Source organism: Streptomyces sp. NPDC045678 (assembly GCF_056432085.1).
Window position 1 is genome coordinate 50119 of record NZ_JBWKJS010000005.1, and the last position, 12662, is coordinate 62780.

Genomic DNA, 12662 nt, shown 5'->3' on the forward strand with positions numbered 1-12662 from the left:
CGTCGGCACGTACACGACCGGTACGAACGACCGGTACGGAATCGACGGGGGCTGGGGCGACACCATGACGGAACGGGGCTCACTGCGCGTGCGGCTGGACAGGCTCGGGCGTGAAGTTGCCAAGTTCGGAGCCGTGGGGGCGGTCGGAACCCTGGTCAACTTCGGTGTCTTCAACCTCGTGCGGCACGTCACCGACCTCCACGTGGTGCGCGCGAGCGTGATCGCCACGGTCGTCGCCATCGCGTTCAACTACGTCGGGTTCCGCTACTTCACGTACAAGGACCGTGACAAGAGCGGCCGCACCAAGGAACTCACGCTGTTCCTGCTGTTCAGCGCGGTGGGCCTGGTGATCGAGAACGGCGTGCTCTACGCCGCGACGTACTGGTTCGGCTGGGACAGCCGTCTCCAGTCCAACTTCTTCAAGTTCCTCGGCATGGGCATCGCGACGCTCTTCCGCTTCTGGTCGTACCGCAGCTGGGTCTTCAAGGCCCTGCCCGTGCGCGAGACGACGGTCGCGCATGCGGAATCGTTCCTGGAGGAGACGGCCGCGGACGAGAAGCCCGTGGCCCGCCGCCCCTAGGGGTCGCGGGGTCGCGGGGTCGCGGGGTCGCCGAGGAAAGGCCCTAGCGGATCGTCTTGTCGTCCGCTTCGCTGTCGGTGCTCCTCGACAGCGGCGTACGGGACAGGAAGAGACCGAAGACCGGCGGCTGCGTCTGCAGCATCTCCAGGCGGCCGCCGTCCGCCTCGGCCAGATCCCGCGCCACCGCGAGGCCGATTCCCGTCGAGTTGCGGCCACTGATCGTCCGCTCGAAAATGCGCGCCCCCAGATCGGCGGGGACGCCCGGGCCCTCGTCCGTGACCTCGATGACCGCCTGATTGCCGGTGACACGGGTACGCAGCGCGACCGTGCCGCCACCGTGCATCAGCGAGTTCTCGATCAGCGCGGCGAGGACCTGCGCCACCGCTCCCGGCGTGCCCACCGCCTCCAGGTGCCGCTTGCCCGAGCTGACGATGGCGCGGCCCGCACTGCGGTAGGCGGGCCGCCACTCCTCCAACTGCTGCTTGACGACCTCGTCCAGGTCGAAGGCGACGGCGGAGCCCGTACGCGGATCGCGGGAGTTGGTCAGGAGCCGCTCAACGACGTCGGTGAGCCGCTCGACCTGCGCCAGCGCGATCGTCGCCTCCTCCTTCACCGTGTCCAGCTCCTCGGTGACGGTGATCTCCTCCAGGCGCATGGAGAGCGCGGTCAGCGGGGTGCGCAGCTGGTGCGACGCGTCGGCGGCCAGGCGCCGCTCGGCGGTCAGCATCCGCCCGATGCGCTCGGCGGAGGCGTCCAGGACGTCGGCGACACGGTCGAGCTCCGGTACGCCGTACCGCTTGTGGCGGGGGCGGGGGTCGCCCGAGCCGAGGCGCTCCGCGGTCTCTGCGAGGTCGGTGAGCGGGGAGGCGAGGCGGTTGGCCTGCCGGACCGCGAGGAGCACGGCGGCGACGATGGCGAGCAGCGCCACGGCGGCGATGATGAGCAGGGTCCTGCCGACCTCGCGGGTCACCGCGGCCTTCGACTCCTGCACGGTGACCTTCTCGCCCTGTTCGCCGGGGCGGGTGGCGCTGATGACCTGGCCACCGGGGCGCTTGCCGATCTGGATGTCCTTGCGGCCGGGGATCTCGATGCGGGCGTACCGGTCGGAGGCGACCTGGTCGCGCAGGATCTCGCCGCTGATCTTCTCCTCGCTGATCAGCCGGCTGTCCACGATGCTGGCGAGCCGCAGCGCCTCGGAGTCGACGCGCTCCTGGGCGCTGCTGCTGATGGTCCTCGTCTCGACGATGACGAGGCTCACCCCGAACACCGCGATGACCACGAGGACGACGGCGAGGGTGGAGTTGATCAGGCGACGGCGCATGCACTCAGTCTCGCGGATCGAGCGCCCCGTCAGGGGCGCGGGGAACTGCGCGAGCAACCACGACCAGAGCCGCACCCGCCGTCATAGTGCCGCAGGCAGACGCGTCCATAGTGCCGCAGGCAGACGCGTCCGCGGGTCCGTCGTGGCCGAGCGCGCAGTTCCCCGCGCCCCTGGGGAGACTTCGCGCACCGCCCCCGCAGGGGTGACGTCAGCTCTTCTCGAAGCGGAAACCGACGCCCCGTACCGTCGCGATGTAGCGAGGATTCGCCGCGTCGTCGCCGAGCTTCTTGCGGAGCCAGGAGATGTGCATGTCGAGGGTCTTCGTGGAGGACCACCACGTCGTGTCCCAGACCTCCCGCATCAGCTGGTCGCGCGTGACGACCCGGCCCGCGTCCCGCACCAGGACCCGGAGCAGGTCGAACTCCTTCGCGGTGAGCTGGAGCTCCTCGTCGCCCATCCACGCCCGGTGCGACTCGACGTCGATCCGCACGCCGTGCGTGGCGGGCGCCTCCTTCTGCTCCGTGGCGCCGCGCCGCAGCAGCGCCCGGACCCGGGCGAGGAGCTCGGCGAGCCGGAAGGGCTTGGTCACGTAGTCATCGGCTCCCGCGTCCAGACCGACGACCGTGTCCACCTCGTCGGCGCGCGCGGTCAGGATCAGGATCGGCACCGTGAGCCCGTCGGCCCGCAGCCGGCGGGCGACCTCCAGGCCGTCCATGCCGGGCAGCCCCAGGTCGAGTACGACAAGGTCGACGCCGCCCTGCAGGCCTGCGTCGAGGGCGGTCGGGCCGTCCTCACGGACTTCGACCTCGTAACCCTCCCTGCGCAGGGCACGGGCCAGCGGCTCCGAGATGGACGCGTCGTCCTCGGCGAGCAGTACACGGGTCATGGGGTGATGGTAGTCCGCAGTGGACAACGTCAGGGAGGTGATCGCAGAGTGTGGGAGCGACCCTGCGGCTATGGGAAGCAATTCTGTGAAACACCTTTGAATGTGTGCCGTTGGTTGCAGCGACACCTGTGATCCATCTCTCAAGTCCTTCCATATGCCTCCCTGACGTGTCGTATGGTGACCCAACGCCTGATGCACTACTCAAGGACCTTTGGCCCGCTGTGCGCGCCTTAGGTCTCTTTTATGTGCGGGCCGGCTTCGGCCAGCCTTGAAAGGAATGACCTGTGGTCGGGCCCTGTGCGCGAGGATGCGCCAGGGTGTGGATCCCGGAGTCACCGCCCCTCGCCTCTTCAGCGGGGTGAACTCCCCCTGGGCGTGGGGGTGGGCGGCCATGACGACGGTGCCGACCGCCCCCCACCGGGCGCGCTCACGCTCCTGCCGCGCGCGTCCCGAACCCACGAGGATCGACCCATGGCGTCCAGCCTGACGAAGGACTCCGCCAGCACCCCTGGCTCCGAGAAGACCTTCTTCGGCCACCCCCGCGGACTGGCCACTCTGTTCATGACCGAGATGTGGGAGCGGTTCTCCTACTACGGCATGCGCGCTCTGCTCGTGCTCTACCTGGTCTCCGGCGGCGCCGACGCGGCCACCGGCAGCCAGGGCGGCGGTCTCGCGTACACCGCGGCGGCCGCCACGGCCATCTACTCCGTCTACGTGGCCATGGTCTACCTCATGGCCATGCCCGGCGGCTGGATCGGCGACCGCGTCTGGGGCGCCCGCAAGACCGTCGCGATCGCGAGCTGCGTGATCGTCGCCGGCCATGTGTGCCTGGCCCTGCCGAGCTCGGTGATGTTCTTCGTCGGCCTGGCCCTGGTCGCGGTCGGCTCGGGTCTCCTGAAGGCCAACATCTCGACGATGGTCGGCCAGCTCTACAGCGACCCGAAGGACCTCCGTCGCGACGGTGGCTTCACCATCTTCTACATGGGCATCAACCTCGGTGCCTTCGCCGCGCCCTTCGCCATCGGCATCCTCGGCGAGAAGGTAAACTGGCACCTGGGCTTCGGCCTGGCCGCCGTCGGCATGGCGCTCGGCGCGATCCAGTTCATGGTCGGTTCCCGGCACCTCTCCGCGGAGAGCAGCCTGGTCCCGAACCCGCTGTCGGCCGAGGAAAAGCGCGGCGTCATCGTCAAGACGCTGGGCGCCGTCGCCGTCATCGCGGCGTGCTACCTCGTCGTGGCCTTCACCGACGTCTACCGCCTGACCCTGAACTGGGCGCTGCTCCCGATCACCGTCGCCGGTCTGCTGATCCCCGTCGCGGTCCTGGTCAAGATCAAGCGGGACAAGGAGCTCAACACCGAAGAGCAGACGAAGATGACGGCGTTCATCTGGTTCTTCGTGGCCGCCGCGATCTTCTGGATGATCTTCGACCAGGGCGCGTCGACGCTGTCCCTCTTCGGTGACTCCCACACCTCCCGGGACATCTTCGGCTGGGAGATGCCGAACACCCTGTTCCAGTCGCTGAACCCGGGCTTCATCATGCTGCTCGCCCCGGTCTTCGCCGCGCTGTGGATCAAGATGGCCCGCAGCAACCGCGAGCCCAGCACCATCGTGAAGTTCTCCTTCGCCCTGGTGATGGCCGGCGCCTCGTTCTTCGTGTTCCTCGTCCCGATGGGCATGGCCACCGGCGACACGAAGGTCACCATGTGGTGGCTGGTGCTGATCTTCCTGATGCACACGGTCGCCGAACTGTGCCTGTCCCCCGTGGGTCTCTCCCTGACCACGAAGATGGCGCCCGCGAAGTACGCCTCCCAGATGATGGGTGTCTTCTTCCTCGCCGTCACCGCGGGCGACAGTGTGACCGGCATGCTCGCCATCGCCGGCGTCGACCTCAACGGCCGGGGCATGGTCGCTCTGGAGGCCACGGCCGCGGTGCTCGCGGGCATCTCGGTCTACATGGCGCGCAAGAAGGTCAGCGGGCTCATGGGCGACGTGCGCTGATCCACCGTTCACCTTGATCCCTCCGTGGTGGCCTCGTCTGCACATGCCGACGGGGCCACCACTTTCATTCGTGTGGCGCGATGACCATGCCCCGCGGCGGGCCGGGCCGGTCCTTGGAGCTGACGGGCACTCACACCCGAGTGCGGGCCTGCTGACCTCGCCGCAGCTGGGCGTGGACCTGAACAATTGAGTTCCTCGACCTTCTTGCGGGGCATCCAGATTCCCAGGCCCGCGAGGACAGCGATGATCACTGCGACGGCGACCGCCCCCGAGCAGCGGCCCTCTCCGCGTTCATGGCCGTTCGGGGGGAGGGGTGCGGGCGAACAGAGGAACGCTCTGCCACTCGCACAGGTGGTGCGCAGGGGTTGCGCGGGAAGCGGGCGCCCGCGCGGTGCAGCATCTCGCCATGCGTCGTACGTTGCTCAGCCTGGCCCTCTGCGGGGCGCTGCTGTCGTCCAGTGCCGCCGCCGAGGCGGCCCCCGAGCCGCCGCACGGGCAGCTCTTCCACTACGGGGCACACCCCCGCCAGAACATCACGGTGTACGGCGACGGCGGCACCCCGCTCGTCATCGTGCACGGCGGCTACTGGTCGAAGGACACCGACTGGAGCGGCTGGGCGCGGTGGTTCGCGGCGCGCGGGTTCACCGTGTACGACACCGACTACCGCCTGACCTCGGACGCGGTCTGGCCCGCGCAGCGCGACGACGTCCTCGCGGCGCTGCGCTGGGTGCGGCTGCGGGAGGACGGACGGCGGCCCCTCGTACTCGGCTCCTCGGCGGGCGGGCACCTCGCGCTGCAGGCCGGGGCGTACGGGGCGGGGCGGGCGCGGACGCCGGGTGTGGTCGCGCTGTCGCCGGTGGCGTCGCCGCGGCGGGCGTGGCGCGACGGGGCGAGGCCGGGGGCGTCCGCGGAGCGGCGGGCGCTGCGGAGGGCGGCGGTGCGGCTCGCGGGGTGCGTGCCGGGGGACGGGGCGGGGCGGGCGTGCCGGGCGCGGTGGGCGGACCTGTCGGTCGCGTCCCACGCGTCAGGGGCGGACGACGCGCCGCTCCTCCTGGTCCACTCGGCGGGGGACTTCGTTCCGCGGACGCACTCGTCGGAGCTGGCGGGTGCGGAGCGGGGCGCGGGCCTCGGCGACGTCACCGTCCGCACGGTGCCGGGCTCCGCGCACGGGGGCCCGCTCCTCCGGGGCCCGGGGATGGCCCAGTCAGTCCTGCGCTGGCTACGAACACACGCGTGAGCCCGGTTCCGGAACGTCTCGGGGTCGTCTGCGGGCCGCCTTCGGTTGCTCGCGCGGTTCCCCGCGCCCCTAGCCGGAACCAGGGCTCGCCCCACCCGCCACGCAACACTCCCCGCACGGAGGTTTACCCAGGGGCGCGGGGAACTGCGCGCCCAGCCACCCACAACCCGCAGACCCGTCTGCCCACAGCGGTGCAACGGCGGCTGCGGCCCATCGTGGGGCCGCTCGCGCAGTTCCCCGCGCCCCTGGGCGGAACCGGGGCGCAGGTCACCCGCTACGCAACCCGCACGGACGTGCCGTTAAGGGGCGCGGGGAACTGCGCGATCAGCCACGACGGCCAGCAGCAGACCCCGCACCCGCCCAGCGCAACGTCAGCGCAGGCCTCCCCGGCGCCTGGGGAGGAAGGTGAAGACCGCTCCGCCGAGGAGGATCACCGTGCCGGCGACCAGCCCGAGCGCCCGCAGCGTTCCGTGGTCGCCCGCCCCCGTCTCCGCGAGGCCGCCGCCCGACGCGGAGCCGCCCGTCGCGGACGAGCCCCCCGCCGTCCCCGAACCCCCCGTACCGGAACCACCCGTACCGGAGGAACCCCCCGCCGCCCCGCCCGGCTGCGCGGACGTGTCGAGTTCGAGGGAGACCTCCGCCTTCGCCGGTGTACACGTCGTCGTCGTGCCCAGCGCCTTCACCGTCAGGACCCCCGGCGACAGCGTTGACCTGCCGTCCGCCCCCGGCTTGTACGTCCCGGTCAGGTCCGGAATCGTCATCGGGTCGCCCGACTTGATCGGCTCCTTGTTGGTCGGCCCCTCCACATGCACCGTGCCCTTGTCCGCACCGCCCAGCGCGACCTCCATCGACGGCTTCACGGAGTCCGCGGGGATGTCCGCCGGGCTGTCCATCACCGCCTTCTTGAACTGCACGGTCAGGCCGTAACTCCCGCCGTTCTTCCTGGCGTTGATCTGGACCGGCGAGGTCGCTTCCTTGTCGCCGATGGGTGTCTTGCACTTGTACGGGGTCTGGACCTCCTTGCCGGGGAAGTCGGTCTGCCCGCCACCCCCGCCGGAGGAGGAGCCGCCCGCGTTCCCGCCGGCCGAGCCACCCGTCGAGCCGCCGGTCGAGCCACCCGTGGAGCCGCCGGAAGACCCCGCCGTCGTACCGCCCGACGAACCACCCGTCGAACCGCCCGAACTGCCGCCCGCCGCCGTCACCTTGATCGTCGCGCCCGCCCCCACCTGCTCCTTGGGCGTGCACTTCGTGTCCGTCGAGATCGGCTTGTTGACGTTGATGTTGTACGCGTCCGGCGTCAGCGTCACCTCGCCCGCCGCCGTCAGCTTCAGCTTGCCCTTCATGTCGGAGAGGATCATGGGGCTGTTCTTCTTGATGGGCGGGTTCTTGCGCTCACCCGTCATCTTCAGGTCGCCCGTCTGACCGCCGCCCAGCTTGATCGTGCCGGTCGGCTGCACGGTGTTCTCGCCGAGGTCCAGGACGTCCGGGTTCTTGGACGCGGCCTGCGTCGTCTTCCACACGACGTCGACCTCGTCGCCCACCTTCGCCGTCGCGGGCGCGGTGATCTCGACCTGGGTCGTGCCCTGCACGGGCGGCAGGTTGGAGATCGGCGGCGGGATGCACTCCGTCTTGTAGGCGACCGCGGTGGCTCCGGCGGCCGCGGCGGCGTGCGCGGGCCCCGCGGTCAGCAGGATGCCCGCTCCGCCCAGCAGGAGCGCGACCGAGGCCGCGCCCGCTCTCCGTCGTTGCGTGATCACGTGGTTCCCTTCGTCGGACTGTCGTCGGACGGTGCGGAGAGCCGGCCTGCGGGTGCGCCGCCGGGGTCTGTGTCGGGGGTGAACCAGGGCAGGGCGGCGGTGGCGGGGCCGGGGGCGGTAGCCGTCGGTTCGCCCGAACCACCCGTACCGCCCACACCGCCCGCTCCACCCGTACCGCCCGTGCCCGCCGCCCCCGCGGGATTTCTGCCGGGCGTACGCGCCGCGTGCGACGCCCGCCCCTTCCGGTCCGCGTCGACCGCCCCCTGCGGCATCCGCAACCGCGGCACACGCCGCGCCAGTTCGGCGAAGCGAGCACCGCGGCGGCGGCCCGACCGGGAGGCGCCGCGCCGGTGCGGCCGGAACCGGTCCACGACCGCCATGCCGATACGGAAGACGGCCGCGGGCACGACGACGCAGAGCAGGATCCAGAAGAGCGTCACGCCCCACGGGCGCCCCACGCCCCACGGCTGTTCGGCGAGGACCTTCCCGCCGAACTTCAGCGAGACCAGGTAGTCCCCGTGCGCCCCCGCCGAAAGCCCCACCGGCAGCTTGATCTGCGCCTTCTTGCCGGGAGCGATCGTGCCGCGCCACTGCTGCTCCTCCCACTGCGGCGCGAACACGCCGTGGGACGTGCCGACCTGGAAGACGGGGTCCTTCACCGGCGCCGAGCCGACGTTGCCGACGGTGAATTCGAGCGTGCGCCGCGGCGGGGCACCGAACCAGGTGAGCACCCCTCCGGACCCCTCCAGAGCGGTGTCCGTCAGGACGGACAGCTTGCCGCCGCTCGCCTGCTCGGGCAGCGCCTTCACGGGGTGGCCCGCGACCTTCAGTACCGCGTCGACCTGCTGTTTCTCACCCGTCACCGTGGCCACGTGGACGACACAGGGGCAGGGCTCCGGCGGCTCGGCGACGGGGAGCTTCTTGCTGAAGGCTCCGTCGTCGTCCGTGGTGACGGCGCGGCCGTCGGAGTTCGCGCACGAGTTCGTGCCGCCGACGACGCCCTTGCCGGGCGCCGACTGACCGCAGACGAGCATCATCAGGAGGGCGTCGGGCCGCCACCCCGCGCCCTTGACGGTGACGGACCCGCCCTTGCCCGCCTGGGACGCCGAGAGCTTCACGGTGGGCCCGTCCGCGGCGGCGGCCACCGGGGACAGCGGCAGCAGCGCGAGGCCGAGGAGGACCAGGGAGGCGAGGACGGCCAGAGCCCCCCGTACCGCCGCCACCACCCGTACCGCCGAAACCACCGGCGCCACCCGTACCCGCGACACCACCGACACCACCCGTACCGACGACACCCCCCGCACCACCGGAACCACCTGCACCACCGGAACCACCTGCATCACCGGCATCACCGGCACCACCGCTCCCCCTCCCGCTCCCCCTCGCCCACGCGCCCCCGGGCCGGGCCCGTTCGTACCGTTCACAGTTCGTCTCCCGTCCCCGCTCGCGCCAACTCCCGCGTCGCGCCCGCCTGTTCGGCGCCACCGCCCTGCGCAGGCTCCTCCGTACGCCGCCGCCCCCGTCCGCGTACGAGATGCAGCCCCCGTCCGCGTACGAGATGCAGCGCCCCGCCCGCCGCCGCGAGCAGCAGCGCTCCCCCGCCCGCCACGGCGCCCCACGGCACGAAGCGGGCCGAGGCCGTGGCGGTGCCGCGGGCGCCGCCCGCCGCCGTGGCCGTCAGCTCGACGTCGACCGCGTCAAGCGCCGGGGCGTCTGGCCACGGCTCGGTCAGGGAGACCCGGCGCCCGGGCAGCAGCTCGACGGGCAGTGTGCGCGCGGGGCGGTCGAGGAGGGTGCCGAGGGCACCGTCCGCGTGCACCGCGAGCTTCGGCGTCAGCACGGTGTTGCCGCGGTTGACCAGGTCGTACGAGATGCTGCCCGCGTCGGTGTCGACGTCGACGCGTTCGACGGTGAGCGCGGAGAGTGTCGGCCCGTCGACCCGCAGGTCCACGCGTACGCCCACGGTGCGGCCGCCGCCGCTCGCGACGATGGCCCCCGGGTGGTCGCCGGGCATCGCGTCCGTGGGGACGGTGATCGTGAACGGCACCTCGGCGCGAGTCCGCGCAGGCACCTTGACCTGGCGTTTCGCGAAACTGATCCACGCCCCGGTGTCCTTCGGCGTGCCCTTGGCCGGGGTGACGGAGAACGCCCCGGAGCCGGTGTTGCGGGCATCCGCGCCCCGCAGGGTGACCGTGCGGGGCTTCGGTCCCGGGTTGGTGACGGAGAGGGTGTCCCGGAGCACGGCTCCGGGGGTGCCCTCCGCGTAGAAGGAGGGCCGCCCGTCCTTCGCGGGCCGGGTGCCGCCGCCGGACGAGGGCGCGACGGACCACGCGGCCGGGCCGTCGCCACCGCCACCATCGTCCGCGTGCGCGGGACCGGCGCCGACGGCCGCCACCACCGGCGCCAGTGCCAGAGCCGACGCCACCACCAGCGTCCGAGCAGCCGCGCACAGCGCACCTCGCGCGGAAAACGTCATCGGCGGCTCCTGACCTTCCTGCGGGACCTGGCTCGCGTAGTCGTCCGGCAGGCCTACCGCGAGCGAGCCGCCTGGTTCCTGCGCGTCAGCCACAGCGCCCCGGCCGCTCCCGCGAGCAGCACCGTGCCGCCGAGGGTGCCGAGTGCGACGGCGGAGTCCGCGGGGCCGGTCTGCGGGAGCTCGCCGCCGGAGGGCGCGCTGTCGGAGCCGCCCGTGGTGCCGGAGCCGCCGGACGTACCGCTGCCCCCCGCATCGGAGCCCCCGTCCGACCCGCCTCCGGATCCTCCGGAACCCCCGGAACCCCCGGATCCCTTGACGTCCAGTTCGAGGGACGGCTTGGGATTGTTGGACGGCGTGCACGTCGTGGTCGTACCGAGGGCCTTGATCGTGAGGACGCCGGCGGTGAACGTGACCTTGCCGCTCTTCTTGGGCGTGTACGTCCCGGAGAGGTCACTGATCTTGATGGGGGTGTTGGCGGGGATGGCCTCGGCGTTCGTGGCGCCGGACACCGGCACCGTCCCGCTCTCGGCGCCACCCAGCTTGATCACCGCGCTCGGCTTCATCGCGCCCTTGCCGAGCTCCACGGGGCTGGAGGAGACGCCCTTCTGGAAGGACATGGTGAGCTTGTAGCCGCTGCCGCTCTTGACGCTCTTGATGTCGATCGGCGAGACGGCGCTCTTGTCCCCGATCGGCGTCTTGCACTGGTAGTTGACGTCCTGGACGGTGGCCTGCGCGGCGGGGGCGGCCAGCAGCACCGCTGAGCCGCCGGCCAGGACGGTGGCGAGCGCGAGCGCGGCCGATTTTTTCGTGTGCGACACCTCGTTTGTCCCCTCATGCCGGTCGTGGCGTGCCGCGGTGCGGAGTTACGGGTGTTACTGACGGCACATCAGATTGGGCGCTCAAGGTACGCCGGGGACCTTGACGAGGGAAGACAAAATACGCGCCGGATCCGTGGTGATCCGGCGCGTGTACGAACTGTCTGTAACCGTGGGTAACGCTGCTGGGCAGAGCCGAGGGGTCGTGCGACTGCCGGGCCAGGACCCGTGCGAGGGCCTGGGTCAGGGCCTATGCGAGGGCCTGGGCAAGTGCCCGTGCGAGGGCCCGCGGACTACGCGGGCGCCCCCACCTCCGCCCAGACCGTCTTGCCCGCGACTCCGGGGCTGCGGACGACACCCCAGTCCAGGCAGAGCCGCTGCACGATGAACATGCCGTGCCCACCGGGCCGCCCGGCGCGGTGCGGGGTGCGCGGCGCGGGCTGTCCCGTACCGCGGTCGGAGACCTCGATGCGCAGCACCTTGCCGTCGGAGGACAGCCAGAGCTCGTCGGGCCCCTCGGCGTGCAGGCAGGCGTTGGTCACCAGCTCGGAGACGACGAGGAGCACGTCCTCGGCGGCCGCGCGCCGGTCGGCGCTCTCCGCGGGGAGCCAGCCCCACGCGTGCAGCGCCTCGCGCGTGTAGTCGCGGGCGAGCGGGACGATGCCGCTCGCGCCGTTCAGGCTCAGTCTGCGGACCTGCCGGGCGGCGGGCGCGTGCGAGGCCCGCTCCGCGGGAGCGTCCGCGACTGCGGCCTCGGACTCCGGGCCGCGGTCGCCCGGCGAGTAAGGCCGGGTGGTGCTCATCAGCGCTTCACCTCACCGACAGGAGGACTGGACTGGATACATCGGCTGCTGCTTGCCGTTCTGACTGTTGACTCCGCGGATCGCCGACTGCGGGATCCAGGTCTCTCCTGCCCGGACGAACCGTGAGAACACCCACTAGTTCGGCACGGCCCGTGTGACGCTGGTAACGCCATGATCACACAGAGACAACTGACGCATAACTTTCGCGTGTGACCACGACATTTTCTCGCACGACCGCTTCGGAGTCACTCTCAGAGGGCCGCTTCGAGGTTGTCATGGACGGTGAAGACCGCTTCCGCGCCGGTGATCTCGAAGACCCTGGCGACCACCGGAAGCATCCCGGCCAGATGAACGCCGCCGCCCGCGGCCTCGGCCTTGAGCCGGGCGCCGAGGAGCACGTTGAGTCCCGTGGAATCACAGAACTCAAGGCGTGAGCAGTCGACGACAAGCCGTGCGTAGCCGTCCGCCAGGCAATTCTCGAGTGGTTCGCGCAACACGTCGGCGGTGTGGTGATCCAACTCACCCGCCGGGGTCACGACGGCACTCGCGCCCACCTTCCGGACTTCGACCAGAAGCCGGCCCCTGTGTGCGCTGCCGACCGTCCCGCGGTCCATGCCGTCTCTCTCTTCCGACCGTCGTTGCTGTTGATGACGCCCCTGAACATTACGCCCTCCTGGCGCTCCGGGGTACCCGAACATCCCCCCGAATTCGGACATTTAGCCTCAGAACGCACTTGCGACCGGAGCGCGGAAGCGGGTAGGGGTAGAAGAGACATCAATCGACACGGAC

The 12662-nt window shown here is 71.3% G+C and carries 11 protein-coding genes; 3 read left to right on the forward strand and 8 right to left on the reverse strand.

Translation table 11 applies throughout. The annotated features are described in order from the left end of the window. Positions 1-64: 64 nt before the first annotated feature. Positions 65-580, forward strand: coding sequence for a GtrA family protein (locus AC07DO_RS18310; RefSeq protein WP_479061576.1), 516 nt, complete (start codon positions 65-67; stop codon positions 578-580). Positions 581-623: 43 nt separating this feature from the next. On the opposite strand, the gene AC07DO_RS18315 is transcribed toward AC07DO_RS18310, so the two are convergent. Further along, a complete protein-coding gene (locus AC07DO_RS18315; protein ID WP_479060799.1) occupies positions 624-1901 on the reverse strand; it encodes an ATP-binding protein in 1278 nt (425 codons plus the stop codon). 208 nt (positions 1902-2109) lie between these two features. Next, positions 2110-2787, reverse strand: coding sequence for a response regulator transcription factor (locus tag AC07DO_RS18320; RefSeq protein ID WP_479060801.1), 678 nt, complete (start codon positions 2785-2787; stop codon positions 2110-2112). A gap of 471 nt (positions 2788-3258) precedes the next feature. Between AC07DO_RS18320 and AC07DO_RS18325 the strand changes: the two genes are divergently transcribed. Together AC07DO_RS18325 and AC07DO_RS18330 are read left to right on the forward strand one after the other, a co-directional pair. Beyond that, positions 3259-4785, forward strand: a complete 1527-nt coding sequence (locus AC07DO_RS18325; RefSeq protein WP_479060803.1) for a peptide MFS transporter — start codon at positions 3259-3261, stop codon at positions 4783-4785. 406 nt (positions 4786-5191) lie between these two features. Next, a complete protein-coding gene (locus tag AC07DO_RS18330) occupies positions 5192-6022 on the forward strand; it encodes an alpha/beta hydrolase family protein (RefSeq protein ID WP_479060804.1) in 831 nt (276 codons plus the stop codon). Positions 6023-6393: 371 nt separating this feature from the next. Here the strand turns inward: AC07DO_RS18330 and AC07DO_RS18335 are convergent, their stop codons facing one another. The 6 genes from AC07DO_RS18335 to AC07DO_RS18360 all read right to left on the reverse strand — a co-directional run bounded on the left by AC07DO_RS18335 (position 6394) and on the right by AC07DO_RS18360 (position 12487). Further along, complete coding sequence (locus AC07DO_RS18335) at positions 6394-7776, reverse strand: hypothetical protein (RefSeq protein WP_479061578.1); 1383 nt, start codon at positions 7774-7776, stop codon at positions 6394-6396. Further along, positions 7776-9128 carry a hypothetical protein gene (locus AC07DO_RS18340; RefSeq protein WP_479060805.1) on the reverse strand — a complete coding sequence of 451 codons (1353 nt, stop codon included), beginning with the start codon at positions 9126-9128 and terminating at the stop codon, positions 7776-7778. Before AC07DO_RS18340 ends, AC07DO_RS18335 begins: the two co-directional genes overlap by 1 nt. A gap of 71 nt (positions 9129-9199) precedes the next feature. Further along, a complete protein-coding gene (locus AC07DO_RS18345) occupies positions 9200-10255 on the reverse strand; it encodes a hypothetical protein (RefSeq protein ID WP_479060806.1) in 1056 nt (351 codons plus the stop codon). A gap of 53 nt (positions 10256-10308) precedes the next feature. Further along, positions 10309-11073 (reverse strand): LPXTG cell wall anchor domain-containing protein, encoded by a 765-nt coding sequence (locus tag AC07DO_RS18350; protein ID WP_479060807.1) that lies wholly within the window; start codon positions 11071-11073, stop codon positions 10309-10311. Positions 11074-11363: 290 nt separating this feature from the next. Beyond that, positions 11364-11873, reverse strand: a complete 510-nt coding sequence (locus AC07DO_RS18355) for an ATP-binding protein (RefSeq protein ID WP_479060809.1) — start codon at positions 11871-11873, stop codon at positions 11364-11366. A gap of 251 nt (positions 11874-12124) precedes the next feature. Continuing rightward, positions 12125-12487 carry an STAS domain-containing protein gene (locus AC07DO_RS18360; RefSeq protein ID WP_479060811.1) on the reverse strand — a complete coding sequence of 121 codons (363 nt, stop codon included), beginning with the start codon at positions 12485-12487 and terminating at the stop codon, positions 12125-12127. Between the last annotated feature and the right edge of the window lie 175 nt (positions 12488-12662).